General features: G+C 63.3%; 22 protein-coding genes and 1 pseudogene. 11 read left to right on the plus strand and 12 right to left on the minus strand.

The window, feature by feature from the left end:
- The first annotated feature begins 31 nt into the window (after window positions 1-31).
- Window positions 32-1,129 carry a magnesium and cobalt transport protein CorA gene (locus tag WDS16_RS15750; RefSeq protein ID WP_338886178.1) on the plus strand — a complete coding sequence of 366 codons (1,098 nt, stop codon included), beginning with the start codon at window positions 32-34 and terminating at the stop codon, window positions 1,127-1,129.
- On the opposite strand, the gene WDS16_RS15755 is transcribed toward WDS16_RS15750, so the two are convergent.
- Window positions 1,126-1,734 (minus strand): suppressor of fused domain protein, encoded by a 609-nt coding sequence (locus WDS16_RS15755; protein WP_338886179.1) that lies wholly within the window; start codon window positions 1,732-1,734, stop codon window positions 1,126-1,128. The genes WDS16_RS15750 and WDS16_RS15755 overlap by 4 nt on opposite strands.
- A 33-nt stretch (window positions 1,735-1,767) precedes the next feature.
- Between WDS16_RS15755 and WDS16_RS15760 the strand changes: the two genes are divergently transcribed.
- Together WDS16_RS15760 and WDS16_RS15765 are read left to right on the plus strand one after the other, a co-directional pair.
- Complete coding sequence (locus WDS16_RS15760) at window positions 1,768-2,484, plus strand: metallophosphoesterase family protein (RefSeq protein ID WP_338886180.1); 717 nt, start codon at window positions 1,768-1,770, stop codon at window positions 2,482-2,484.
- Complete coding sequence (locus tag WDS16_RS15765) at window positions 2,474-3,337, plus strand: chromosome partitioning protein ParB (RefSeq protein WP_338886181.1); 864 nt, start codon at window positions 2,474-2,476, stop codon at window positions 3,335-3,337. The genes WDS16_RS15760 and WDS16_RS15765 overlap by 11 nt, the downstream gene beginning before the upstream one ends.
- Here the strand turns inward: WDS16_RS15765 and WDS16_RS15770 are convergent.
- Window positions 3,315-4,430 (minus strand): winged helix DNA-binding domain-containing protein, encoded by a 1,116-nt coding sequence (locus WDS16_RS15770; RefSeq protein ID WP_338886182.1) that lies wholly within the window; start codon window positions 4,428-4,430, stop codon window positions 3,315-3,317. The genes WDS16_RS15765 and WDS16_RS15770 overlap by 23 nt on opposite strands.
- Before the next feature lie 104 nt (window positions 4,431-4,534).
- On the opposite strand from WDS16_RS15770, the pseudogene WDS16_RS15775 reads away from it, so the two are divergent.
- Window positions 4,535-6,001: pseudogene (locus WDS16_RS15775) on the plus strand (MFS transporter); the annotation flags it as partial.
- Window positions 6,002-6,073: 72 nt separating this feature from the next.
- Here the strand turns inward: WDS16_RS15775 and WDS16_RS15780 are convergent.
- From WDS16_RS15780 to WDS16_RS15805, 6 genes are all read right to left on the minus strand, one after another.
- Complete coding sequence (locus WDS16_RS15780) at window positions 6,074-7,240, minus strand: sn-glycerol-3-phosphate ABC transporter ATP-binding protein UgpC (RefSeq protein WP_338886183.1); 1,167 nt, start codon at window positions 7,238-7,240, stop codon at window positions 6,074-6,076.
- 5 nt (window positions 7,241-7,245) lie between these two features.
- Window positions 7,246-8,079: a carbohydrate ABC transporter permease gene (locus WDS16_RS15785; RefSeq protein ID WP_338886184.1), complete on the minus strand. Its 834-nt coding sequence runs from the start codon at window positions 8,077-8,079 to the stop codon at window positions 7,246-7,248.
- The gene (locus WDS16_RS15790) at window positions 8,079-9,002 is read right to left on the minus strand and encodes a sugar ABC transporter permease (protein ID WP_338886185.1); all 924 of its coding nucleotides are present in this window, start codon (window positions 9,000-9,002) and stop codon (window positions 8,079-8,081) included. Before WDS16_RS15790 ends, WDS16_RS15785 begins: the two co-directional genes overlap by 1 nt.
- Window positions 8,999-10,321 (minus strand): extracellular solute-binding protein, encoded by a 1,323-nt coding sequence (locus tag WDS16_RS15795; RefSeq protein ID WP_338886186.1) that lies wholly within the window; start codon window positions 10,319-10,321, stop codon window positions 8,999-9,001. The genes WDS16_RS15790 and WDS16_RS15795 overlap by 4 nt, the downstream gene beginning before the upstream one ends.
- A 187-nt stretch (window positions 10,322-10,508) precedes the next feature.
- The gene (locus WDS16_RS15800; protein WP_338886187.1) at window positions 10,509-11,000 is read right to left on the minus strand and encodes a general stress protein; all 492 of its coding nucleotides are present in this window, start codon (window positions 10,998-11,000) and stop codon (window positions 10,509-10,511) included.
- 68 nt (window positions 11,001-11,068) lie between these two features.
- Complete coding sequence (locus tag WDS16_RS15805; RefSeq protein WP_338886188.1) at window positions 11,069-12,016, minus strand: CoA ester lyase; 948 nt, start codon at window positions 12,014-12,016, stop codon at window positions 11,069-11,071.
- 77 nt (window positions 12,017-12,093) lie between these two features.
- Here WDS16_RS15805 and WDS16_RS15810 point away from each other — a divergent pair, with 77 nt between their 5' ends.
- The 6 genes from WDS16_RS15810 (at window position 12,094) to WDS16_RS15835 (ending at window position 18,369) form a co-directional block, all read left to right on the plus strand.
- A complete protein-coding gene (locus WDS16_RS15810; RefSeq protein WP_338886189.1) occupies window positions 12,094-13,368 on the plus strand; it encodes a magnesium transporter MgtE N-terminal domain-containing protein in 1,275 nt (424 codons plus the stop codon).
- 20 nt (window positions 13,369-13,388) lie between these two features.
- On the plus strand, window positions 13,389-13,925 hold the full coding sequence (locus WDS16_RS15815) for a DUF1003 domain-containing protein (protein WP_338886190.1): 537 nt from the start codon (window positions 13,389-13,391) through the stop codon (window positions 13,923-13,925).
- A gap of 142 nt (window positions 13,926-14,067) precedes the next feature.
- Window positions 14,068-14,934, plus strand: coding sequence for a murein transglycosylase (locus WDS16_RS15820; protein ID WP_338886191.1), 867 nt, complete (start codon window positions 14,068-14,070; stop codon window positions 14,932-14,934).
- Window positions 14,935-14,963: 29 nt separating this feature from the next.
- The gene (locus tag WDS16_RS15825) at window positions 14,964-16,097 is read left to right on the plus strand and encodes an Mrp/NBP35 family ATP-binding protein (RefSeq protein ID WP_338886192.1); all 1,134 of its coding nucleotides are present in this window, start codon (window positions 14,964-14,966) and stop codon (window positions 16,095-16,097) included.
- A 65-nt stretch (window positions 16,098-16,162) separates the two neighbouring features.
- Entirely contained in the window at window positions 16,163-17,620 is a 1,458-nt protein-coding gene (locus tag WDS16_RS15830; RefSeq protein WP_338886193.1) for an amino acid ABC transporter substrate-binding protein/permease, read from the plus strand.
- Window positions 17,617-18,369: an amino acid ABC transporter ATP-binding protein gene (locus tag WDS16_RS15835; protein ID WP_338886194.1), complete on the plus strand. Its 753-nt coding sequence runs from the start codon at window positions 17,617-17,619 to the stop codon at window positions 18,367-18,369. The genes WDS16_RS15830 and WDS16_RS15835 overlap by 4 nt, the downstream gene beginning before the upstream one ends.
- Before the next feature lie 74 nt (window positions 18,370-18,443).
- On the opposite strand, the gene tatB is transcribed toward WDS16_RS15835, so the two are convergent.
- The 4 genes from tatB to sigE are packed head-to-tail and all read right to left on the minus strand — an operon-like array spanning window position 18,444 to window position 21,389.
- The gene (tatB, locus tag WDS16_RS15840; RefSeq protein WP_338886195.1) at window positions 18,444-18,866 is read right to left on the minus strand and encodes a Sec-independent protein translocase protein TatB; all 423 of its coding nucleotides are present in this window, start codon (window positions 18,864-18,866) and stop codon (window positions 18,444-18,446) included.
- A 9-nt stretch (window positions 18,867-18,875) separates the two neighbouring features.
- A complete protein-coding gene (locus tag WDS16_RS15845; RefSeq protein WP_338886196.1) occupies window positions 18,876-20,333 on the minus strand; it encodes a S1C family serine protease in 1,458 nt (485 codons plus the stop codon).
- A gap of 59 nt (window positions 20,334-20,392) precedes the next feature.
- Window positions 20,393-20,743 (minus strand): hypothetical protein, encoded by a 351-nt coding sequence (locus tag WDS16_RS15850; RefSeq protein WP_338886197.1) that lies wholly within the window; start codon window positions 20,741-20,743, stop codon window positions 20,393-20,395.
- Window positions 20,744-20,759: 16 nt separating this feature from the next.
- Window positions 20,760-21,389: an RNA polymerase sigma factor SigE gene (gene sigE / locus WDS16_RS15855; protein WP_422395835.1), complete on the minus strand. Its 630-nt coding sequence runs from the start codon at window positions 21,387-21,389 to the stop codon at window positions 20,760-20,762.
- 235 nt (window positions 21,390-21,624) lie between these two features.
- Here sigE and WDS16_RS15860 point away from each other — a divergent pair, with 235 nt between their 5' ends.
- Window positions 21,625-22,257: an O-methyltransferase gene (locus tag WDS16_RS15860; protein ID WP_338886198.1), complete on the plus strand. Its 633-nt coding sequence runs from the start codon at window positions 21,625-21,627 to the stop codon at window positions 22,255-22,257.
- Window positions 22,258-22,319 lie beyond the last annotated feature (62 nt).

Genomic DNA, 22,319 nt, shown 5'->3' on the forward strand with positions numbered 1-22,319 from the left:
CTGTTCGTATCGCAGGCGTACGATTCGCGCCATGCCGTCTCTTCCACCGAGGCCGTCGCTGCCGTCACTGCACTCGCTTCGCCCGTCGAACCGCGGACACGCCGCCGGACCGAAGGTCCCCGTCCCCACCGCTCGCGCCATCGTCGACTGCGCCGTCTACGTCGATGGCGTCAGACTGCCGGGCAAGTACACACATTCCGCCGCGATCGGCGAGGTACGTAAGCGCGGCGAGGGATTCGTCTGGCTCGGGCTGCACGCCCCGGACGAAGGTCAGATGAATGGGGTCGCCGAGTGTTACGGCCTACACGAGCTGATGGTCGAGGACGCCGTCCACGCTCATCAGCGCCCGAAACTCGAACGGTACGACGACGTCGCATTCCTCGTGCTGCGGACCGTCAGTTACGTCGAGCACGAATCGGTGACGACAGCCAACGAAATCGTCGAGAGCGGTGAGATCATGGTGTTCCTCGCCCGCGACTTCGTCATCACCGTCCGACACGGCGAGCACTCCGGCCTGGCGGGTGTGCGCCACCGATTGGAGGCGAACACCGAACGCTTGGCCCTCGGCCCCTCCGCAGTTCTGCATGCCGTCGCCGACCACGTCGTCGACGAGTACCTCGCGGTGACGGGTTCGATCGAACGGGACGTCGACGTCATGGAGGAAGAGGTGTTCTCCCCCAACCACCACGTGCCGATCGAGAACATCTACCTGCTCAAGCGCGAGGTCGTCGAGCTTCGACGGTCGGTGACGCCGCTGTCGACGCCGCTCAACCAGCTGGTGCAGGGCGCAGACACTCCGATCCCCAAGGCCGTGCGGCGCTACCTACGGGACGTGCAGGACCATCACACGACGGTCGCTGAACGCGTCGCAGAGTTCGACGAAGTACTCAGCTCGCTCGTCGACGCAGCGCTGGCGCGCGTGACGATGCAGCAGAACATGGACATGAGAAAGATCTCGGCGTGGGTTGCGATCGCGGCGGTGCCGACGATGGTCGCGGGAATCTACGGGATGAACTTCGACAACATCCCCGAGCTGCACTGGCAGTACGGCTATTACATCGTCGTCGGGATCGTGGCGTCGGTGTGCATCGGTTTGTTCGCCACGTTCCGGCGCAACAACTGGCTCTAGAGGTTCACCGCGGACCTGCTCGGGTCCCTGACATCGATGCCGGCTTCGTTCCATGCTTCGCGGAGAGCGTCGGCACCGCGTAGCCGCACCCACGCCGCTTCGGTGCCCGTGATCGGCACGACCTGCAAGAATTTGACCGGGTCGGCCGGCTCGGGCAACTGTAGATCGGGAATGTCACTGTCACCGAGCAGCACAGCGGTGAACGGCGAACCCACCCACAGCGGCTCACCCAGATCGAGCAACGCATCGCCGACCAGAACGACACCCTCGACCGCAGGTGATGCGGCCAGTACGGCCAATTTCGTGTGCACTCCCGACGCGACTCCGGCGCCACCGTGCAGTGTCAGGATCAGCTCAGCGCGCGGTCCTCTGGACTGATCGGCCACCATCTCGTTGGGATCCGCCATCGGATGGCGGGAGCAGCCGAGCGTGACGTATCGGACCAAGTCTTCCTCGCCCGCCGTGAATCGAAGCACGTCGAGCGGCTCCAGCCCGAGAAAAGTCACCGACGCCGACGAGGGGTTCTCGTCCCCGATCTCGGCGATCAGATGCGCCCGGACCCGAGCAATTACACTGCCGATGACACTGTCGCTCACGAAGTCCATCCAACACCACCGTCGCCCGGTAGCGTCGTCCGAGTGGTCTCTGTCCTTGCTGTCGCCGACGAAACGATCGAAAGCCTGTGGAGTTCCCAGGTCCGATCCTTGGACGTGGACCTCATCCTCGGTGCGGGGGATCTTCCGTTCGACTACATCGAGTATCTGACTGATGCGCTGAACGCACCCTGTGTGTTCGTTCCCGGCAATCACGACGCGGACCTGACGGGCTACTCCGCCGGCCGCGCAGGATGGATGCGCGCGGGCCTACCGAGCACATGGCCTGGCCCCGTCGGGGCTGTCAACGCGGACCGCAAGATCGTGACCGCTGCCGGACTCAGGATTGCGGGTCTCGGCGGTTCGATCCGGTACAACGGTGGACCGAATCAGTGGACGCAGCGGCAACAACGCCGACGCGCCCGCACGCTGACTCGCACCAAGAACTGGGCCGAGAAAGTCCGTGGGGACCGACGAGGCGTCGATGTGTTGCTGACACACAGCCCTCCGTTCGGCGTCGGCGACGACACCGATCCGGCTCATATCGGGTTCGAGTGCCTGGACGACGTCGTCCGGTCATTGGGCCCTCAGGTTCACCTGCACGGCCATATCCATCCGCACGGCCGGACACCTGAGGATTTCGAGTTGTACGGATCGGCCGTCATCAATACCGTCGGCTACACACTTCTTCAGATCGAACCCGGCGGAGGCGACCGGGACGTCACTGCTCCCACCATCCTGAGGCGACGCCATGGCACGTGACACCGGCTTTCCCGTAGCCGACGCGGAAAACGACTTCACCCGTCAGCGCCGTCGCGCCGATATCGCACGCCTCGTAGGCTGGCTCCGTCGCCAACCGGACGACGTCAACACGATCCTGCCGTTCGACGAGGTAGTCGCAGCCCTCGGCAAAGTCGGCGAGCGGCAGTTGGGTGTGCAGGTGATCCGCGTCGACTCGATCGTCGGAAGTGTCGACCGCACAAGGGATTTCGATAGGTTCTTCCGGCCCACATCGGCTCGTATCCGCGAACGGTGGCAGCGACTGGCGGCTGCACAGCGGCGCGGCGAGGCGATGCCGCCGATCCAGGTCTATCGCATCGGGTCGATGCATTTCGTGCTCGACGGCCACCACCGCGTGTCGATTGCTTTTGCCATGCATCGCGCAACGATCGACGCACTCGTCACCGAGATCATCACCCGCATCTCCCCCGAGGGAATCACCCGCAGGGGTGATCTACTGATCAAGGATCATCGGCGGATCTTCCTGTCCCGAGTCCCCCTCGTCGGCAAGGCTCGGGAAGCGGTCACGGTGACGGATCCGTTCGACTACGCCGAGCTCAGCGAGAGCGTCGAGGCATGGGGCTTCCGATTGATGCAGGAGTTGTGCGAGTTCGTCGATCGCGCAACGGTTGCCCGGCGCTGGTTCGGCGAGGAATTCCTGCCCGTCGTCAGGATGGTGCGTGCCGCCGACATCCTCGAAGGACAGACCGATGCCGAGGCATACCTGTGGATGATCCGCGAGCGCTATCGCCTTGTCCGCGAACATGTCTGGAACGACGAGATCGTCTCGGAACTGAGGGAACGCGCCCGCACTACACGACCTCGGCGAACGTGACCTCGTGCTCGGCAGCGGCGGGAGCGGCGAACTTCGACATACGACGGGCTTCCGCCGCGACGGTCGCCTGATGCGCTTTCGACAACCGCCGGTACGGGACAACGGTTATCAGTGATCGAGCCTTCTCCCGTGTCAGCTTCACTTCGCCCGCGACCTGTCCGTCGACGAGCACTACTGGCGGAAACACCCCGTTGCGGGTGAACAACTTCGCGCGGGAATCAGCGGTGATCACTCTCGATCGATCGGCGTGCGACAGCAACAGATTGTCGAAAGCTGCGATGATCCGGACCGGCATTCGCGTATCCAGTTCCGGCCTCGACGCGTCGGGCAGGTCGAACAGTTCGGCACCCGACTCCGAGGTGAAGGTGATCAACTGCGGTCGCACGCGCTCCATCACCTCACCCAATCTCGTCAACCCGGACCAGCTCTGGGCGTCGGCGACAGAGGCCGGGCCGAACGCCGCGAGGTAGCGCAGCAGCATCCTCTCCGGCGAGGGATTCGTCTCGACGTCGACTCCGGTCCATTTCTCCAGCGGCATCAGGCGAACGTGTCCAGACTTGCCCCACACCGCTCTCGGCGGAACCTGCACCAGCGGAATCAAGTTCCTGACGGCATGCACAAGCGACGACGGTGAGGCGTCGGGAAATCTCCGCGCAAGGCTCTCTCCGAGTTCGGAGTGCCCTAGCGGACCGTCGGCGAACAACTCTCGTCCGATGACGGCAACCGTCGCAGCGTCGACGCCTGCCAGCGCCTGCCGGTGCTGGGTATTGGTTCGAAGATCTGCGTCCAGGATCGGTTGCACGAGTGGCCGCAGGAACGCGGCGTCCGCTGCGGTCACCAGATGCACTGTGCCGCGCATGAGCACGATCCGCACGACCCGCGCATTCTCGATCAACCCAGCCAGTTCCTCGGCACGAAATGCAACGATTCTCGACCACAGTCCGAAATACGGCGGGAACGGTGCCTGAGCCTGCATCCCGAGCAGATGACCGACCATCGACTCGGCCGGCATCTCCGCCCGTTCGAGCAAATGTTGCCGAGCGAGGGTGGCGACGCCCACAGCGCGGTTGGACAGTGCAGGTGAGCGACCCATTAGCTGCTCCTGGCCTTCCCCGATCGCCGGAAACCTGATAAGTACTTAGATGCGTACATCAAATTGTTTGATTCTTCCCTTCGCTTAGAAATGTAACGAGGTTTTTCGGAATGTCGACCAACGCTCGCGCCGACGAGCTTCGGCCCGGGCGTCTGCTCCTTCCCGGCCTCTGCTTCGTGGTCATGACCCTTGCCGTACTGCAAACGATGGTCATCCCCATCGTCGGGACCATCGGGTCACAACTCGAGGTCAGTACCACCGCCGCCGGCTGGGTTCTCACTGCCAACCTTCTCGCCGCTGTCGTCGCGACGCCCGTCATCGGACGACTTGCGGACCTGCACGGTAAGCGACCGGTTCTGATTGCGGTGCTCCTCGTCGTCCTCGTCGGATCCCTCCTCGCTGCACTCACCCACTCGCTGCCGCTCTTGCTCGTCGGCCGGGTACTGCAAGGTGTCTCCTATGCGTTGTTCCCGATCGCGCTGGCTATCCTCCGCGACGAACTGCCGCCGAGAAAACTCGTCGGCGCGATGGCGATCTTGTCCGGCACCCTCGGCGTCGGCGGCGGCTTCGGGCTCGTCCTGACAGGATTGCTGACCGCCGACGGCGCCGACTACCACCGAGTCTTCTGGCTGACGGTGGCCTTCGTCGTGCTGGCGATGACACTCGCATGGTTCGGGGTTCCTCTGCGCCCTCGCAACGCGAGAGGGTCAGTGGACTGGTGGGGCGCCATACTGCTCGCAGCGGCGCTGGTGTTGCTGTTCCTCGCGTTGACCCAGGGCCGATCCTGGGGATGGGGATCAGCTGCGACGCTCGGGTGCGCGCTCGTCGGAGCGGTGGTTCTCGCCCTGTGGTGGATCTTCGAGAACCGGATCAAGGAACCCCTCGTCGCACCGAGGATGCTCACTCATGGTCCGCTGCTCGCGACCAACCTCGCAACCGTGTTCGTCGGAATCGGGATGTTCGTGAACTTTCTCGCGTGCTCGTATTTCGTACAGACGCCCAGGGACATCGCCGGCTACGGGTTCGGTGCGGACGTTCTTTCCGCCAGTGTCGTGTACCTGCTGCCCGGTGCTGCGACGGGCGTCGTCGTGGCAACTCTGAGCGGCGGACTCATCAGGAGTTACGGCCCACGTCGAGTCCTGATCGCGGGTGGCGTCATCGGCGCCGCGGGTTTCGTGTTCTTCGCCTTCTTCCACTCCGTCACCTGGCAGGTGATCGTTGCGTCAGCGGTGATCAACATCTTCGTTTCCCTGGCCTTCGCCGCCATTCCCAATCTGCTGATGGCCGAAGTATCTGCCGCCGACACCGGTGTCGCGAACAGCGTCAATTCCATCGTGCGAACCGTCGGAACCTCGATTGCAAGCGCCGTCCTGACGACGATGCTCGCCACGTACACCATCGCCGGGACCTCGGTGCCCCGTGAGGCCGTCTACACGGCCGCCTTCGTGGTCGGAGCCCTCGCATGCGCGATAGTGACGTTGTCCGCCTTGGCGATTCGGGTGCCCACACCCCCTGCCAGCGACCGCACAGCCAAGCCCACAACGGTGCTTTCGACCGGTTCCGCAGGATAATCCCAGCGCTCCGCGCTAGTGGCACGGTTAAGTGCATTCCGATGCACTCAACCGTGCCACTGGGCCGGAGGCCTACAGCGTCAGATTGTCGCCCGAAGCCTGGTCGAATACCGAGATCTTCGCCGGATCGAACCACAGCTCGACGTCGCCGCCTGCGGCTGCCTTGGACTCCGCGGCCAACCGCGCAACCACCTGGGCACCAGCTTCGCCCAGGCCGGCATCCGCTGCCAGTTCCTGGAGTTCCGCCGACTGCACCTTGCTGCCCTTGGATTCGAAGTAGACGTACTTGTCGCTACCCATCGACTCCATGACGTCAACCTTCGCGGTGAACGTCGCGCCGCTGAGCTTCTGGTACGAGTCGATGAGTGCGGCATCCTCGAAGTGCTCGGGGCGGATGCCCACCACGACTTCGTTTCCTGGATTCTTCTTCTGGATCGCCGCCCGACGCTCCCTCGGGAGTTCGAAGTTGCCGAGTTCGGTGGCAACGCCGTCTGCGGTCAAGGTTCCCGGCACGAAGTTCATCGACGGCGAACCGATGAAGCCCGCCACGAACAAGTTTCGAGGCTTGTCGTAGAGCTCCTGCGGCGATCCGATCTGCTGTACGAGACCGCCACGCAGCACCACCACTCGGTCGCCGAGTGTCATCGCCTCGGTCTGATCGTGCGTCACGTACACGGTCGTCGTACCGAGCCGCTTCTGTAGCCGCGAGATCTCCGCGCGAGTCTGCACGCGCAGCTTTGCGTCGAGGTTCGACAGCGGCTCGTCCATCAAGAACGCCTTGGGAGTACGGACGATGGCGCGGCCCATGGCAACTCGCTGACGCTGACCGCCGGACAGGTTTGCCGGTTTGCGATCGAGGTGCTGACTCAGGTCGAGGATCTTCGCAGCCTCCTCCACCTTCTCGTTGATTTCGTTCTTGCTGAGCTTCGCGAGCGTCAGCGGGAATGCGATGTTCTGGCGGACGGTCATGTGCGGGTACAGCGCGTAAGACTGGAACACCATCGCGATGTCCCGGTCCTTGGGTGCGCGCTCGTTGACGCGTTCACCAGCGATGCGCAGTTCTCCCGACGAGATGTCCTCCAACCCGGCGATCATGTTGAGCGTCGTGGACTTTCCGCATCCCGAAGGTCCGACGAGGATGATGAACTCGCCGTCGGCGATGGTGATGTCCACGTCGCTGACCGCAGCGGCGCCATCGGGGTAGAGCTTGGTGACTTTGTCGAGAACGATTTCGGCCATGACGGTTATCCCTTCACTGCGCCGGACGTCAAGCCCGCCACGATGCGTCGTTGGAAGAAGAGCACGAAGATGATGATCGGAATGGTGATGACCACGGCGGCCGCGGCAATCGACCCGGTGGGCTCTTCGAATTGCGAGCTGCCGGTGAACTGGGAGATCGCGGCAGGCACCGTGATCGACCGTTCCGTCGCCGTCAACGAGATGGCGAGCAGAAGGTCGTTCCAGGCGAAGATGAACACAAGAATCGCGGCGGTGACGATTCCGGGTGCCGCGAGCGGCGCGATGACCTTCCGGAATGCCTGTGCCGGTGTGGCGCCGTCCATCTTGGCCGCCTTTTCCAGCTCCCACGGAATCTCACGGAAGAACGCCGACAGCGTGTAGATCGCCAGCGGCAGAGCGAACGTGATGTACGGGATGATCAGGCCCGGCCACGTGTCGAACAACCCGAGCTTGCGTTCGATGTCGAACAACGGTGTCACGAGCGAGATCTGCGGGAACATCGCGATCAGCAGTGCTGCTCCGACGAGCAACTTCTTGCCCGGGAAGTCCAGCCGCGCAACGGCGTACGCCGCCATCGTGCCGATCACGACAGCGATGACCGTGGTGATCAGCCCGATGCCGATCGAGTTGATCAGCGCCGACGTGAACTGATTGGTACTGAAGATTCCCTTGTAGTTGTCGAAAGTGATGGAACTCGGAATGAACTTGCCGTCGGCGATGGTGGCCGTCGATTTGAACGACAGACTGATGATCCAGGCCAGTGGAACGAGCGCATACAGAAGTACGAGCGCGTTGATGACGGTCCAACCGACCTTCTTGCGAGGCGTCACGGTCGTCATTACTTACGGCCTCCGTCGTCCGAGCCCGGCGCCGAAGCACCGAACAGCTTGATGAACACGAACGCGATAATGGCGACGCAGAAGAAGATCAGAACGCTGATCGCCGAGCCGAGTCCGAGATTGAATGCACCGAACAGGTTGTCGTAACCGAGGATCGACACCGAGCCAGTGCCGTTGCTGCCCTTGGTCAGCACGTAGATGTTGTCGAAGATGCGGAACGCATCGAGGGTGCGGAAGAGCACGGCGACCAGAATGGCCGGCTTCATCAGCGGAATCGTGATGCGTATCAGGCGTGTCCAGGCACCTGCACCGTCGACCTGCGCTGCTTTGAGCAGGTCGTCCGGCACGAGAGCAAGTCCGGCGAGGAGTAGCAAGGCCATGAACGGGGTGGTCTTCCATACCTCGGCGAGCACGACGATCGCCAGCGACGGTATCTGCTCGGTCAGCGGAGCACTGCCGTCGGGAAGCAGATTGGCGAGATATCCCGTACCGGGCGTCCACGCGTAGTACCAGCTGTAGGCGGCCGCGACGGTAACGATGCCGTACGGAATCAACACCACGGTACGGACGAGTCCGCGGCCGAAGATGGTGCGATGCATGATCAGTGCGACGGCGAGGCCGAGTACGAACTCGATGATCACCGACACGATCGTGATTCCGAGGGTGACGGTGAACGCCGTCCACCAGTAGCCGTCGCTCAGCACCGTCACGTAGTTCGACAGTCCGACGAATTCGCGATCGTCGGGGAACGCCAGATTGTATTTCTGAAGGCTGAGCCAGAAGGCGTAGACGATCGGGTATCCGGTGACGGCGAGCATCATGATCGCGGCAGGAGCGATCAGGATCAACCCGAGCCTGCGCTCGGCTTTCTTGCCGTCGGACAGATTCTTCAGGACTGCTTCTTTGTCACGCGTTTCGCTCATGGAATCAGCCCTTCGGAATTGACTGCCTTGGAAACGAGATCGGCGAGCTTGTCCACATCGGCGACCGGATCGATGTTCTGTGGCGGATTCAGCGCGTCCGCGAGAAGAATCGAAATGCTCTGGTACGCGGGCGAGACCGGACGCACCGCGGCGTTCTCGATGGCGTCGAGCACGCCTTCCCACGCGGGGTACACCGCTTGGAATTCAGGATCCTGGTAGAGCGGTGCGAGCACCGGCGGGACACCGCCGTCGACTGCGTTGTTGCGCTGATTGTCCTCGTTGGTCAAGCACGCGACGGCTTCCCACGCGAGGTCCTCGTGCTTGGTGGTCTTCGCGACGCCGATGTTGAATCCGCCGATCGTGACCTTCGCTGGAGTATCAGGAATGACCGCCGGGTACGGCGCACTGCGGAACACCTCGGCGACGGCTGCATCTTGTTGATCCGCTGGAACGTTGGTGAGGTCCAGGAACGGAACCGCCCCTGCCGCCGCGTTCTCCTTGATGCCGGGCAGCACGAACGGATAGTTCACTTGGAAGGCGGAGTTGCCTGCTTCCATACCCAAGCGGGCCGTCGCCTCGTCGGTCTGCGAGATCGAGGGGTCGTGACCGTCCGCGGTGGCGACGCGCTTCATGATTTCGAGCGTCTTCTCGGTGGCCGCGCGATGCTCGGGGGTGTCGTTCAGCTCGACGGTGGTGCCGTCTTCGCCGACGACCTGGCCACCGGCACTGACGAGCAGGCTGTTGAACCAGACCATCAGGCCTTCGTACTGCTTGGCCTGAACGCCGATGTACGCGGGTTTGCCTTCGGCCGCGTTGGATTCGGCCATGTCGATCATCTCGTCCCACGTCTGCGGCGGTACGCCACCGGGGATTTCGTCAGGGCGATACCAGAGCAACTGCGTGTTCGAGTTGAGCGGAACCGCGTAGAGCTGGTCCTGCCATTCCGCGGTCGCCAGCGGACCTTCCAGGGTCGACCCATCCCGCAGCGACGCCGCCAGATCGTCCGGCACCGGTAACGCCCAACCCGCCTCGGCGAATTCGGCCGTCCAGACAACGTCCAGTGTCATGAGATCGAGCGTGTCGTCGTTGCCCGCCAGACGACGCGCCAGCTGCAGTCGCTGATCGTTCGCGCTCTTGGGAAGGGTTCTCTGTTCGACCTTGTAGCGGCCGCCCGACGCAGCAGAGCACGCTTCCGCAGAGGCGGCATACTGTTCCGCGCCGTCTGCTGCGGTATAGAAGCTCAGCACAGGCGTGCTGTCGTCGGACGATCCGCACGCCGCCAGCAACGGACTGGCAACCAGGGCCGCGGCGGCCAACACACCTATCCTGGTTGCGTTTCTCGGCCTCGGACCTCTTTGTCTCGGCACTTTCCGCCTCCGTATTTTCGAGTACGTGTGCAGGGCTGCTTCATGACACTGCCCTACACGCAAAGAAACGTAACCGAACTACACGGATCGGTGGGGACATTAGGGGGGATATTGGGACTAATCCGTAATGTGCACGAGCTCAGATCGACAACTTGGCGAGCATGTCGCGAGCCTTCTCCGCGCTCTTGGGTTCGCACAGGACGTCGTATCGGCCGGCCACCAACTGCATGCTCGACGCGAAATCTCGCTGCCCCTTCGTGGCCGCGTACGGGATGGCTGCCGAGATGAGTCCGAAGATGACGCCGCCGATGATGCCGATGATCAGCGCCCCGAGAATGTTCCCGTTGGTGAAAATTCCCAGCACCAAACCGAGGAACAGGCCAAGCCATGCACCCGAAACAACGCCTCCACCAATGACTTTGGGCCACGTCAGCCGTCCGAGCACACGCTCGACCTGCATGAGATCGACGCCCACGATCGTGACGTCCTGCACGGAGAACTCCTGATCGGAGAGGTAGTCGACCGCCTTCTGCGCCTCGGCGTATGTGGGGTAGGAGCCGATCGGCCAACCGGACGGCGGCGTCGGGAGCCCCTGGCCTGGGCGGCCGGGCTGCGAAAGTGGGTTCGTCATTTCTCTATTGTGCCCGGTTCTGCCCGTCAGGGAAACGGACAGCCGGGCGAACTCTTGGCCCAGTCAGGTCACGAACCGGTGCGGACCATTCCTGCTGCCCGCCCTTTGGCCGAGATGACCAACGCCATTTTCCGAGAAGCCTCGTCGATCATCTCCTCGCCCAGCATCACTGCGCCCCGTGCACCGCCGGCAGCAGAGGTGTGAAAGTCGTAGGCCTCCAGGATCTCCTCGGCCTTGTCGAAATCAGCCTGGCGCGGACTGAAGATCTCGTTGGCCGCGTCGATCTGGGTGGGATGCAGTACCCATTTGCCGTCGAAGCCGAGCCCGGCAGTGCGTCCCGCCGCGCGCCGAAAGGCGTCGAGGTCACGGATATGCAAGTACGGGCCGTCGATCGCTTGCAGGCCATGAGTGCGCGCAGCGAGAAGGATCGTCATCAAAATGTGGTGATAGGCGTCACCGGTGTCGTACCCCTCGGGTTGCTCGCCGACGACGAGGGTGCGCATGTTGACGCTCGCCATCAAATCCGCCGGGCCGAACACGAGAGTCTGCACGCGTGCACTCGCAGTGGCGATCTCGTCGATGTTCCGCAGACTGCGCGCGCTCTCGATCTGAGGCTCGATTCCGATGGAGCCGACCTCGAGTCCACTCGTCTTCTCGACCTGGGTCAGCAGAAGATCGAGCGCGCTCACGTGCGCTGCCGTCTCGACCTTCGGCAGCAGAATGGCGTCGAGATTTGCGCCGGCCCCGGAGACCACGTCGATGACATCCCCGTAAGTCCACGGCGTCGTCCAGTCGTTGACGCGGACCACCTTGAGCTGAGAACCCCACCCGTCCGAGTTGAGCGCCTCTACGATGCGTCCGCGGGCTTCGACCTTGGCAATCGGCGCGACGGCGTCCTCCAGATCGAGAAAGACGGCGTCGGCGGGAAGTCCCTTGGCCTTGTCGATCATCTTTGCGGAACTGCCGGGAACGGCCAGCACCGATCGGCGGGGCCGGCTGTGATGCACCGAAGTCATGGGGGTCGCGTTCTCCTTCTCGCTTTACTTGCTGTCCAATTCTCTGATTGGCCGCCGCAGGCTCTAACCTTGCAATCATGGCAGCTCTGAGCAAGGTATTCGCGGCCAGGCTGGCTGGTCTGGTAGTTCTCGGACCCGACGGCGAATCCATTGGCCGTGTCCGCGATCTCGTGGTGACGATGCGCGTCGGCCGCGCGCAACCCCGCGTGTTGGGACTGGTCGTCGAACTTGCCACGCGCCGAAGAATTTTCGTGCCGATGCTTCGGGTTACGAGCATCGAGCCGAACTCGGTACAGCTGACCACCGGCAACGTCAGTCTCAGGCGATTCTCGCAACGCGCAAACGAAATCCTGGTGTTCGCGCAGATCCTCGACTCCAAGGTTCGCGTAGACGATCCGGAACTCGAGGAACTGCACGACTCCGACTCCGTCGTCGTGGATCTGGGCATCGAACTCACCCGCACTCGCGACTGGCTCGTCGCCCGAGTCGCGGTGCGTCGGCAACGCGGCAGGCTCGCCAGGCGCGGCGCAATTCACGTCGTCGACTGGCAGCACGTGCAGGGAATCACTCAGAACGAACTGTCGTTGCCCGGCCAGGGCGTCGCGCAGCTGTTGATGCAGTTCGAGGATCTCCGTGCAGCCGATGTCGCCAACGCGATGCGCGAACTACCCGTCAAACGACGCATGGAAGTCGCGCTGGCCCTCGACGACGAGCGACTCGCCGACGTCGTCCAAGAGCTGCCCGACGACGATCAGGTCGAGATGATGCACTACCTCGGCGTCGACCGAGGCGCCGATGTTCTCGAGGCCATGGATCCCGACGACGCTGCCGACCTTCTCGGGGAGCTCCCCGAGACGGAAGCCGAATCGTTGCTTCGCCTCATGGACCCCGAGGACTCCGCGCCGGTTCGTCGTCTGCTCGAACACTCCCCCGACACCGCGGGCGGTCTGATGACGACCGAACCCGTAGTGCTGAGCGCGTCCACGACCGTCGCCGAGGCTCTCGCCCGCGCGCGCAACCCCGACCTGACGCCTGCCCTGGCGTCGCTGGTGTTCGTCGTCCGTCCCCCCACTGCGACTCCGACCGGGGCGTACCTCGGCTGCGTGCACCTACAGCAGCTCCTTCGTGAACCACCTGCCAGCCTGGTCGGCGGAATCATCGACAAGGCGTTGCCCAAGCTCGGCCCGGACGACAGCCTGACGGCCGTGACCAGGTACTTCGCGACCTACAACCTCGTCTGCGGACCGGTCGTCGACGACGAGGAGCACCTCGTCGGCGCGGTGACGGTCGACGACGTGCTCGACCATCTTCTTCCCGAGGACTGGCGTGATCAGGAGGTGGCAGGACAGTGAAGGAAACAGCTCGTCAGCGCATGGACACCCCGCGGGGGTCGCGGCTGGTGAACTTTCGCCTCGACGTCGACCTCGGCAGATCAGGGGAACGCGCCGCCAGATTTCTCGGCACGGGCCGCTACCTGGCTATCCAGACGGGCATCGTCATCGTATGGATCTTCCTCAATGTCGCCGCGCTCAACCTGCAGTGGGACCCCTACCCGTTCATCCTCCTCAACCTCGCGTTCTCGACGCAGGCTGCCTACGCGGCGCCGCTGATCCTGCTCGCGCAGAACCGTCAGGACGACCGTGACCGGGTCTCGCTCGAGGAGGACCGCGCGCGGGCGCAGCAGACGAAAGCGGATACCGAGTTCCTCGCGCGCGAACTCGCATCGCTGCGTATTGCAGTCGGCGAAGTGGCAACGCGTGACTATCTGCGCCGCGAACTCGAAGAGATTCGCGAGATGATCGAGCAGCTCGGCGCCGATCCGACACCGCAGAAGAAGTCCCGGAAGAAGCAGCAAAGCCGCAAGCGCGACGAGCCCGCGGATGGTGTGGACCCCGTGGACGCGCCCTGACATCACGGTGGTCGAGGCGGCGAACCTGCCATACCCGGAGGTCAGCGGAGCTGGACCGAACTTGATAACAGCCCGATAACAGAAGCGTCTCGAATCAGGTACCCTCGACTGCGGTTCGTACACAAGCAGGAGGTATCAAGGCGTGGGACGTCACAGAAAAGCATCGAATTCCACTGTTCGCCGGAGTTCGGTGATTGCTCTGACCGGTCTCGTGCCTGCCGGGCTCATCACCGCGGCGACCAGCGCGGGTGCGACCGAGTACATCCCGTTCATGAACGCGAACTCCACTTCCCAGGAAGCCGAGCAAGTCATCGAGACGCCTGAGCCGTTGCCCGAAGCAGGCGCAGCCCAGCCGGTCGCCGAGGCCGAAGCGCCGGTACCGCAGACCGAGCCCGCCCCCGCCCCGGCGCCCGAGGTCCCCGCGACGCCGGAACTCCCCACCAACCTCGCGGCAAGCCCGATCGCGATCCCGACAGTCAACGTCTCCGCGTACAAGAACGCAGAGAAGATCCTCGCCGAGGTACAGCCCGCTTGCGGCATCAGCTGGACGTTGATCGCCGGCATCGGTCGCGTCGAGTCCACCCACGCCAACAACGGCAAGGCCGACCCGCTCGGACAGCTGCTCGAACCCATCCTCGGCCCGCGACTCGACGGCAGCCTCGCCGGCAACAACGTCATCGCCGACACCGACGGCGGAGCACTCGACGGTGATCCCAACTTCGACCGCGCAGTCGGACCGATGCAGTTCCTCCCCGAAACCTGGAACCGCTACAGGGCCGACGGCAACGGTGACGGCATCTCCGATCCGCAGAACCTCTACGACGCCGCCCTCGCCACCGGCGACTACCTGTGCGACGGAGGCCTGAACCTGCGCGACCTCGGTCAGACCACCAGGGCGATCCTGCGGTACAACAACTCGATGGCCTACGTCGCCAACGTGCTCGCCTGGTCCACCGGTTACGCAACCGGCATCGTCCCCACCTCCGACCAGCTTCCCCGCATTCACTGACCGTTTCGGCCTGCATCTAGCATGGGTGCATGGCTGTACTGACGGAATCCGACGTTCGAAGCGCGCTCTCGAAGGTCATCGATCCGGAAATTCGTAAACCGATCACCGACCTGGGAATGGTCAAGAGCATCGGGATCGGGGACGACGGGTCCGTCGATGTCGGCATCTACCTCACCACGGCTGGATGCCCGATGAAGACCGAGATCAGCGACCGCGTCACCAAAGCCGTCGCCGACGTCGCGGGCGTGGGCGCGATCAGTGTCGAACTCGACGTCATGAACGACGAGCAGCGCACCGAACTCCGCAAGTCCCTGCGCGGCGACTCCAGTGAGCCGATCATTCCGTTCGCCCAACCAGGTTCGCTGACGCGTGTGTACGCGGTCGCCTCGGGCAAGGGCGGTGTCGGCAAGTCGTCCGTCACGGTGAACCTCGCTGCCTCGTTGGCCAAGCGCGGCCTGACCGTGGGTGTGCTCGACGCGGACATCTACGGTCACTCCGTTCCTCGCATGCTCGGCAACGATGCGAAGCCGACGCAGGTCGAGAAAATGATCATGCCGCCGCAAGCGCACGGAGTTAAGTTCATCTCGATCGCACAGTTCACGTCCGGCAACACCCCGGTCGTGTGGCGCGGACCGATGCTGCACCGCGCGCTCCAACAGTTCCTCGCCGATGTGTTCTGGGGCGACCTCGACGTCCTGCTCCTGGATCTGCCGCCGGGCACCGGTGACATCGCGATCTCCGTCGCGCAGTTGATACCCGGCGCCGAAATCCTCGTCGTCACAACGCCGCAGCAGGCCGCAGCGGAGGTTGCCGAGCGTGCAGGAGCGATCGCACTTCAGACACGGCAGCGCATCGCGGGCGTCGTGGAGAACATGTCCTGGCTCGAACTCCCCGACGGCACGCGCATGGACATCTTCGGATCCGGTGGCGGCCAAGATGTCTCGGATCGTCTGACCAAAGCCGTCGGCGCGAGTGTTCCTCTGCTCGGCCAGATTCCACTGGATACCGCTGTTCGTGTGGGCGGTGATGCCGGCACACCGATCGTCCTCAGCCACCCGGAAACCCCCGCGGCACAAGCTCTCGAGTCCGTCGCACAGAAATTGGCGGTTCGCGAACGCGGGCTGGTCGGGATGTCGCTCAGCATCGATACCACCCGGAAGTAAGTGTGTCGAGGGTCGGAGTCTTATGATTCGTTAAGAATCCTTCCCGTCGATAGAGAGTGGCCTGCATGACGAAGCCGCATCGGAGCAGGCCGGTACTCGTACCGATCCTGCTCGCACTGTTCGTAACCCTGCTGGGATCGATGCTGGGCCCAGCACTGGCGTCCGCTCAACCCCCGCCGCCTGCCCAGAACTACTCCATCGCAACGGACACCACGTTCGCGCCGTTCGAATTTCAGGACGAAAGCGGCAATCTGGTCGGCATCGACATGGATTTGCTCGCTGCGATCGCGGTCGATCAGAACTTCGAGTACACCGTCGAACAGGTCGGATTCGACACCGCTCTGCAAGGCGTCACCAGTGGACAGTTCAACGGCATGATCGCCGGAATGTCCATCACGGATGCGCGCAAGGCGACGTTCGACTTCTCGGATCCCTATTTCGATTCCGGCGTTCAGATGGCAATCCTGGACAGCAACAACGACATCGAAGGCTACGAGGACCTGCGCGGCAAATCAGTTGCCGTCAAGAACGGCACCGAGGGCGCAACGTTCGCAGCGTCCATAGCCGACCAGTACGGCTTCACGATCCGCAGTTTCGACGACTCGGCGACGATGTTCGAGGAGGTCAAGACCGGCAACTCGGCAGCCGCTTTCGAGGACTATCCAGTGCTGGCCTACGGCATCAAGCAGGGCAACGGATTCAAGACCGTCACCGACAAGGAGTCCGGCGCCAGTTACGGTTTCGCCGTCGCAAAGGGCACCAACGCCCAGCTGCTGGATCAGTTCAACACCGGATTGGCAAACCTGCGCGCCAGCGGGCAGTACGACGAGATCCTCGATACGTACCTCAGCGCCGATGCGTCGACGTCGGACACCTCTATCCCCGGCCTCATCGCCAGTAGCTGGCAGCTACTGCTCAAAGGCCTCTGGCTGACGATAGTGCTGACTGTCATCTCCATCGCGATCGCCCTCGTGCTCGGTGCCATCTTCGGTCTTTTCCGGGTGTCGACCAACATCGTGCTCCGCGGCATCGGTACCACCTATGTCGACATCTTCCGCGGCACACCGCTTCTGGTGCAGGCATTCTTCATCTACTTCGGTGTTCCGGCGGCCCTCGGCTTCCAGATGTCCGCCTTCACCGCCGGCATCATCACGCTCTCGCTCAACGCAGGTGCGTACATGGCCGAGATCGTGCGAGGCGGCATCCTCGCCGTCGACAAGGGCCAGATGGAGGCGTCGCGAAGCCTCGGTATCAGCTACCTCAAGTCGATGCGACGCGTCGTCATGCCACAGGCCATCCGCACGATGATTCCGTCGTACATCAATCAGTTCGTCATCACGTTGAAGGACACGTCACTGCTGTCGGTCATCGGTCTCGCCGAACTGACCCAGACGGGCCGGTTGATCATCGCTCGCAACTTCGAATCGTTCAACATGTGGCTGATCATCGGTGTCATGTACTTCATCATCATCATGGCTCTCACCAAACTGTCGAACCGGCTCGAGAAGAGGATCAACAAGTGAGCAGTCAACACGTAAGCACCGACACCAAGATCTCGATCAAGGGACTCCAGAAGGCATTCGGCGACAACACAGTCCTCAAGGGCATCGACGCCGAGATCGCCAACGGTGAGGTCGTGTGCGTCATCGGCCCATCGGGATCGGGCAAGAGCACGTTCCTTCGCTGCCTCAACAAGCTCGAGGACATCACGGCAGGACACGTCGTCGTCGACGGTATCGACCTGACCGGCAAGAGCGTCGACTTGGACAAGGTTCGCCAGAACATCGGTATGGTGTTCCAGCACTTCAACCTGTTCCCGCACATGACGGCGCTGGAGAACGTCATGCTCGCCCCCGTCGAGACGAAGAAGATGTCTAAGGCTCAGGCGAAGGAGGTGGCGCTGAAGCTGCTCGAGCAGGTCGGCCTGTCCGACCGCGCGAACTACAAGCCCGCCAGCCTGTCCGGTGGACAGAAGCAGCGTGTCGCCATCGCCCGGGCGCTCGCCATGAGCCCGTCGATCATGCTGTTCGACGAGGCAACGTCCGCTCTCGACCCCGAGATGGTCGGCGAGGTACTTCAGGTGTTGCGCGATCTCGCGAAGGGCGGCATGACGATGGTCGTCGTGACGCATGAGATGGGCTTCGCTCGCGAGGTGTCGGATCGCGTCATCTTCATGGCCGAGGGTGTCATCGTCGAGGAAGGAACTCCGGACCAGCTGTTCGGCAATCCGCAGAACCCTCGGACTCAGGATTTCCTGAACAAGGTGCTGTAGGTCCCACCCGCTTGGATGGTCCGTTCATGCTGCCAGATCGTATGAATGGACCATTCAAGCGGTCCGAAGAGCGGCTACGTCGCGTCGGAATCGATCGGCGGCGTCGCGCCTGCGGGTAGCTTCTTGTCGAGCGACGGCTTCTGGACCGACAGGTTGTTCGATACCGGCTTGTTCGATACCGGCTTGTTGTCGAACGGCTTGCCGTCGAACGTGCCCTTGAACAACGAGTCGTCGCCGTCGAGGAGGTGCTTGGTGATCACCGCGCGGGGAGTCATTCCGCGCAGCTGATTGAGATCGGCGAGCGGCTTGCGCAAGTCCTCGAAGTCGGTGCCGAGCTCGTCCTTGAGTTGTTGACTCGCGCCGTTGGCGTAGTCCTTGACCTGTCGGATCGACTTGGTGACCCAGGTTATGGCACCCGGAAGCCGGTCAGGTCCGAGGATGACGAGTGCTGCTACCAGGAGAATGACGAGCTCTCCCCAGCCGATGTTGCCGAACACGTGACCAGCCTAGTCCGAAACCGGCGTGACGGAGACATCGACGAGTCGGCCCGATCGCACGAGCTGCACGGGCGTCGACTGTCCGATTTCACTGGACTGCACTGCGACGACGAGTTCGTCGGCGCTCGTCACCGTCCGGTCGCCGACCTTCGTGATCACGTCCCCCTCGACGATGCCCGCGGCCTGCGCCGGGCCGCCGGACCGCACATTGGCCACCTCGGCACCGGAGGTGGCATCGTTCATCACCGATCGCGCATTGATACCGATGTCCGGATGCTTCATTTCGCCGGTGTTGATGAGGGACTGCGCGACCTCGGTGACGTCGTCGATCGGAATGGCGAATCCGAGCCCGACGGATCCACCGCTTTCGCTGCGTATCGCAGAGTTGATGCCGATGACACGGCCTTCGGCGTCGATGAGCGGCCCGCCCGAGTTCCCAGGGTTGATGGCCGCGTCTGTCTGCACCGCGTCGATGACGGCATCGGTGTCAGTGCCCTCGCCGGACAGACGAACGGGACGATCGAGTGCGCTGACGATCCCCCGCGTGACGGTCTTGCTCAGGCCGAGCGGTGAACCTACAGCGACGACATCCTCGCCTACCTGTACATCCGCCGAATTCCCGAGTTGGGCTTCGGTGAGGTTGCCGACATCTGTCTTCAACACCGCGAGGTCGGTCTTGGTGTCGCGGCCGACGATGTCCGCGGGAACCTTGGTTCCGTCGGAGAACGTCACCTGGAGAGTCGCGGTGTCCGGGTTGGTCGCAGCCATCGAAATGACGTGGTTGTTGGTGACGATGTATCCGTCCCCATCGAAGACGACTCCCGATCCGGTGCCCGCGTTGTCGCCGAGCGTGACCTGAATCGACACCACCGACGGCAGTACCGCGTCGGCGACGCGCGCCACCTGCCCTTGGGGCAGATCCTCGCCCGTCGACTGCGTCAGTTTGACCTTCTGACTGGTCAATGCGCCCGATACCTCGGCCGTCTCCCGGCCGATCAGTCCACCGACGAGTCCGATCGCCAACGCCAACGCACCGAGGACCACGAGAGTCTTGGGGGCGACACGCTCACCGAGCAGAACTTCCCGAACACCGAGCTTCGGGCCGACAGGAGGCGTCGCGGGCGCAGGTGTCTCGGCCGCTGCCGCACCGAGTCGTACGGTCGACGTCGGATCACGCCACGGATCCTCTGGTTCGGGTTCCGGCTCCGGTGGACCGGTCGGGGCGTCGGGATCACGCTGCAGCGACTCGACAGCGTCGGAGGGCCTGCCGAAGGCCTCTGCGAGGACTGGATCCGGAACACGTGCGGAGATGCCGGGCGATGGTTCGGCACGTTTCGCCGCAGGCGAGAAAGAACCGTCCACGTCACTCGGCCGACCGAATGCCGCAGCGGACGCAGGGTCGACGTTCGGCCGATACACGGGCCTCGGGGGCAGCCGCGGTGCCTCAGGATCTGTAGAAGTGCTCACGCGTTCCCGGTACCCCTCGCTAACGTCGGTCACAGCGGCCAAGGTTACACAGCGCGAAACTACCGGCGCCGTCTGCGAAGGCTCGCGACCGACGTGACGATGACACGCCGCCTGCGTTCCGCGTCGTTCTTAGCCTCGCCCGGAGCGCACGCCGGGGGCTCGCACATCGGTATCTGACTGAGTAGACCGAGGAGGGAACCGGGCATCGACATCTCACCGGAATCCTTCAGAGCGGCACGCGCCTGCTGCTGGGCATCGACTTCGGCAGCACATTCGGGGCATTCGGCGATGTGACGGGCCGCACGCAGATACGCCGCCATCCGCAGTTCTCCGTCGGCGAAAGCTGCCACGGCCTCGCTGGCCAAGTGCTCGGTAGAGCTGAACCGCCGTGGCTCTTGCGCCTGCGTCATCCAACCCTCCTGGTAGCTACTGAACACGTTCGTGACCCGAGTCGACCTTCCCGCTAACTCGAAGGTACTCGCGTAGCGCCGCGCGTCCACGATGGATACGGCTACGAACCGTTCCCAACTTCACGCCCAGTGTTGCACCGATCTCCTCGTACGACAGTCCTTCGATGTCACACAACACGATGGCCGCGCGAAACTCGGGTGCAAGCGAATCGAGTGCAGACTGAAGATCGGGGTCGAGCCGTGCGTCGTGATAGATCTGCTCGGGGTTCGGCAGTTCGGAGGGGACACGGTCGTAGTCCTCGGGCAGCGCTTCCATGCGGATGCGGTTGCGACGACGGACCATGTCGAGGAAGAGGTTGGTCGTGATGCGGTGAAGCCATCCTTCGAAAGTCCCCGGCTGGTAGTTCGACAGCGATCGGAAGACTCGAATGAAAGTGTCCTGAGTGAGATCTTCAGCATCCTGAGCATTGCCGGAGAGTCGGTACGCGAGTCGGTACACCCGGTCGCCGTGCTCGCGGACGAGCTCGTCCCAGGACGGCATCGTGTTCTGTTCGCCGGTAGCGTCGAAGACTGCGGTGCCGCTCAAGTCCTCGGTCGCGGACTCAGGCAGCAGAGCGGTGTCGAGATCTCCGTTGATCTTGTAGATGGCTGGATCCTCCTGCTCAGGAACACGTGTCGGTGCGGCCCACGCTGCCGTGTTCAACCAACGGCACCGACGAGTTGTTCCTCTTCGTGTTGCTTGTCGATCAAGCGATCCCCTGTAGCCTCTCGTACCCGCGTGTGGCGGACGTGTGAATAAGCTGAGGCGCTGCTGAGAATGTGACGGGCAGCTCGACCGCGTCGCTCCGCGGGCTTCGCTCGAGCCGCGATAACCTGCACTTGTGCCGACAAACGCCGAGAGATCACTGTCGTATGCCGAGGAGTCCGTTCAGGAGGACGAGGTGTTGGTCTCGGCCCGAGAGCGGGCCGAGGAATTGGGCGCTGCACCCATCCCTCCATCGGTCGGCGCGGTGCTCAGCATCTTCACCCAGATGCTCGGCGCCAAGACCGTCGTAGAGATCGGCACCGGCGCCGGAATCAGCGGTCTGTGGCTGCTCGACGGGATGCGCGACGACGGCGTCCTCACGACTATCGACACCGAGCCCGAACACCAGCGCGCAGCCAAGGAAGCGTTCCGCTCCGGTGGTATCGCGCCGTCGCGGACGCGGTTGATCAACGGGTGGGCACTCGACGTCCTACCTCGTCTCGCAGACGACACCTACGACCTGGTGTTCATCGACGCAAGTCCTGTCGATCAGCTGCACTTCGTCCAAGAGAGCGTCCGATTGCTGCGGCCAGGCGGCGTATTGGTCCTGCACAACGCGTTACTCGGCGGGCGAGTCCCCGACACCACCCAGCGCGACGCCACCACGGTGGCAGTCCGAGCAGCAGCTCGTGCGATCGCCGAGGACGAACGACTGACGACGGTTCTGCTCCCGCTGGGCGACGGGCTCATCTGCGCCTCGCGCACCTAGAGGCGCTCCGCGCCCAGTGGCACGGTTGAGTGCACGGGAATGCACTTAACCGTGCCACTAGC

Origin of the sequence: Rhodococcus sovatensis (assembly GCF_037327425.1) — a bacterium.
In the GTDB taxonomy this organism is placed as follows: Bacteria; Actinomycetota; Actinomycetes; order Mycobacteriales; family Mycobacteriaceae; genus Rhodococcoides; species Rhodococcoides sovatense.

What these genes read in the sequence shown, in the direction of transcription:
- WDS16_RS15755 (WP_338886179.1), bottom strand. Translation starts at nt 1,734, where the DNA reads ATGGACTTCGTGAGCGACAGTGTCATCGGCAGTGTAATTGCTCGGGTC.
- WDS16_RS15850 (WP_338886197.1), bottom strand. Translation starts at nt 20,743, where the DNA reads ATGACGCAGGCGCAAGAGCCACGGCGGTTCAGCTCTACCGAGCACTTG.
- WDS16_RS15815 (WP_338886190.1), top strand. Translation starts at nt 13,389, where the DNA reads ATGGACACCCCGCGGGGGTCGCGGCTGGTGAACTTTCGCCTCGACGTC.
- WDS16_RS15765 (WP_338886181.1), top strand. Translation starts at nt 2,474, where the DNA reads ATGGCACGTGACACCGGCTTTCCCGTAGCCGACGCGGAAAACGACTTC.
- WDS16_RS15785 (WP_338886184.1), bottom strand. Translation starts at nt 8,079, where the DNA reads ATGACGACCGTGACGCCTCGCAAGAAGGTCGGTTGGACCGTCATCAAC.
- WDS16_RS15780 (WP_338886183.1), bottom strand. Translation starts at nt 7,240, where the DNA reads ATGGCCGAAATCGTTCTCGACAAAGTCACCAAGCTCTACCCCGATGGC.
- WDS16_RS15750 (WP_338886178.1), top strand. Translation starts at nt 32, where the DNA reads ATGCCGTCTCTTCCACCGAGGCCGTCGCTGCCGTCACTGCACTCGCTT.
- WDS16_RS15825 (WP_338886192.1), top strand. Translation starts at nt 14,964, where the DNA reads ATGGCTGTACTGACGGAATCCGACGTTCGAAGCGCGCTCTCGAAGGTC.
- WDS16_RS15830 (WP_338886193.1), top strand. Translation starts at nt 16,163, where the DNA reads ATGACGAAGCCGCATCGGAGCAGGCCGGTACTCGTACCGATCCTGCTC.
- WDS16_RS15800 (WP_338886187.1), bottom strand. Translation starts at nt 11,000, where the DNA reads ATGACGAACCCACTTTCGCAGCCCGGCCGCCCAGGCCAGGGGCTCCCG.
- WDS16_RS15810 (WP_338886189.1), top strand. Translation starts at nt 12,094, where the DNA reads ATGGCAGCTCTGAGCAAGGTATTCGCGGCCAGGCTGGCTGGTCTGGTA.
- WDS16_RS15770 (WP_338886182.1), bottom strand. Translation starts at nt 4,430, where the DNA reads ATGGGTCGCTCACCTGCACTGTCCAACCGCGCTGTGGGCGTCGCCACC.
- WDS16_RS15805 (WP_338886188.1), bottom strand. Translation starts at nt 12,016, where the DNA reads ATGACTTCGGTGCATCACAGCCGGCCCCGCCGATCGGTGCTGGCCGTT.
- WDS16_RS15790 (WP_338886185.1), bottom strand. Translation starts at nt 9,002, where the DNA reads ATGAGCGAAACGCGTGACAAAGAAGCAGTCCTGAAGAATCTGTCCGAC.